General features: G+C 56.9%; 1 protein-coding gene, 1 tRNA gene and 1 pseudogene. 2 read left to right on the plus strand and 1 reads right to left on the minus strand.

Annotated features, from left to right (window positions below; genetic code table 11):
* Positions 1-212: 212 nt before the first annotated feature.
* Positions 213-293: transfer RNA gene (locus ACFV3E_RS46575), tRNA-Leu, on the plus strand.
* A 459-nt stretch (positions 294-752) separates the two neighbouring features.
* The gene (locus ACFV3E_RS46580) at positions 753-2,219 is read left to right on the plus strand and encodes a hypothetical protein (protein WP_500542609.1); all 1,467 of its coding nucleotides are present in this window, start codon (positions 753-755) and stop codon (positions 2,217-2,219) included.
* 144 nt (positions 2,220-2,363) lie between these two features.
* Here the strand turns inward: ACFV3E_RS46580 and ACFV3E_RS46585 are convergent.
* A pseudogene (locus ACFV3E_RS46585) lies at positions 2,364-2,469 on the minus strand (IS5/IS1182 family transposase); the annotation flags it as partial.

Consider the following 2,469-nt stretch of genomic DNA (forward strand, 5'->3'; position numbering starts at 1 on the left):
GAGATGGCACTCCGCCCCTTCGAGCGGCCACTGGCTCTCCTCGGGCTCAGCTGACCAGCACTGATCCAAGGCCATCAGACTTTGCAATCGCCCTGAGCCCTGCCCTCACCCGACCTCGCTGTCAACGGAATCTGGAAGTGACAATTTATTCGAGAATGAGTACTCGGTACTCATCAATCCGGAGTGCAATGTTCCTTATCGTGAAACTGCATAGCAAGTGGCGGAACAGGCAGACGCGGCGGACTTAAAATCCGCAGCCCTGAGGCGTGTGGGTTCGATCCCCACCTTGCTCACGAATTATGCTGTATCTACTTGCGATCTCGCGGCGTCATCGGGGTTGCCTGGTGGGGGAGTTGGCTCAGAGGTGCCAGGCCACGGTCGAAAGTCGCCGTCGGTGACCGAACCTCACTGCCGAAGCAAGGCTAACTTTGAATACCTAATTGAGCAGAAATTACTCATTTACTCCGAGATGGCGACTGTGAAGAATGAAGAGTGATAAGCTTAGGTCAACTCTCGAGAGGCTTCAAGATTCAGTTTGATTTAACCAGAAGAGTTAAATCTTCCTCAAAATTGCGCAGGTAGTCTGAATGGTCAGAAAAAGACTGACTTCCATAGTGATGTCAGGCATAGCAGCGCTAGGATTAATGCTTCTCACGGGCGGTGCGGCCATCGCAGTTGTAGAGACTCCGGTCCCGTTCCCGCTGACCCCACCGACCGTAGACTCCGTCGTTCTTAATGGAACTTCGGTCACTGTGACTTTTACCGACAAATCCAACAATGAGGGTGCCTTTCAGCTAGAGCGACGCTCTGATCCCAACTCGTCGAACCTAACACTTTTGCCTTCGTTCTTGCGGACTCAAAGCGAGACTAGCACCGGCAGCAAATACACCTTTACCGATACCATACCCTCCGGGACCAACGCCTGCTACGAGGTTCTCGTCTGGGACGAGTTTGTTTCCTACGATGACTTATCCAACGATGTGTGTACCACGCCCCTGCCGACCCTGCCCCAGCCGACCGACGGCGCTGGCGCCGCCAGCTTCGTGGTTAGCAACACCTCCACTGGAGGGGCCGGAGCGAATAACCCAATCACCATCGGCTCGGACAACCGAGGGATTGCCCCTTACTATTTGAATGGTGAGCTCGGGGGAAGTCGCGACCTGGCAGTTGCCCATTGCGATGACATCGAATGCACCACTGTCCATACTCATACCATCGATACAGCCGGGGATGTCGGCAGATACGCCTCGCTCAGGATCGGCAGTGACGGTCTTCCACTGATCAGCTATGTGACGGACACAAACAGCAGTGGAGGGTTGCTTCGGACCCTGAAAGTCGCGCACTGCACAGACGTCACTTGTTCATCAGCAGCAGTGTCCACAGTAGATGGCAATGGAACCAACAACTTTGTCGGCGGTCAGACGGCACTGGCTATCGCCCCTGATGGTCGCGGATCCATCGCCTACGTGAACGGCGACGCTGATCCGAACACTCCGGACAAGCTCAAGATGGCGCACTGCGCGAACGTCGCCTGCACTAGTTCTACGACTACGGTAATCGACCCGGACATCGGAGTTCCCAACTCCGACCAGGGTCAAGTTTCGATGGCCACCAGCCCGAACGGTGTCATATACATCAGTTACTCAGACGGCAGCATTAATACCGGCCCTGCCGATCTGAAGGTCATCGGCTGCAACTCCAACTGCTCTTCGTTTTTTGCTCGGGTTACTGTGGACCAGACAGGCGATTCCGGCCAGTCCTCCTCCCTTACTATTGGTCGTGACGGCCTGCCGCTGATCAGCTACCGGCACTCTGGGGCGGGTAACGTTGACCTGATGGTCGGCCATTGTCAGAACGTTTACTGTTCTTGGATCACAAGGAACACTATCGACCAAGTTGGGCTCGACCCAGTTGGGTCCGCCAGGCCGCTGCACTCTTCGATTGCCATCGGCGCTGACGGCTTAGGAATCATCAGCTACTACGACTGGGCCGGCGCGAACCTGAAGGTCGCGCACTGCGGTGATCTGGTCTGCAGCAGCGCCACGAGCATCAAGGCGGTGGACGAGTTCGGTGATGTCGGCCGGTTCAACTCGATCACCGTCGGCACCGACGGCCTGCCGCTCATTGCCTACCGGGACATCAGCAACAACGCTGTGAAGACCATCCACTGCGCCGACTACGCCTGCCAGAAGGACCTCGGTACTATCTTCCGCAAGTAGCCAACTCACCTGGAGGCCAATAGTACAGCCGGAGATCATGTGACGTGGTCTCCGGCTGTAGTACTCGACACAGACCGCGGGTCGCCGGCCAGGGCGGTTGCAAGTTCGAGGTCGTGCGGCTGGTCGGGTTGTGACTGAGCTTTTTCAGCGTTGCCTCTCCAGGGTGAGGATGGCTTTGGCTGCTGGCGACAGGCGGTTGGGGCTGCAGCGGGCGTGACGGAAGATGCGCCAGCGCTTGAGGGTGGCCATG

It is taken from the genome of Streptomyces sp. NPDC059718 (assembly GCF_042733315.1).
Taxonomy (GTDB): Bacteria; Actinomycetota; Actinomycetes; order Streptomycetales; family Streptomycetaceae; genus Actinacidiphila.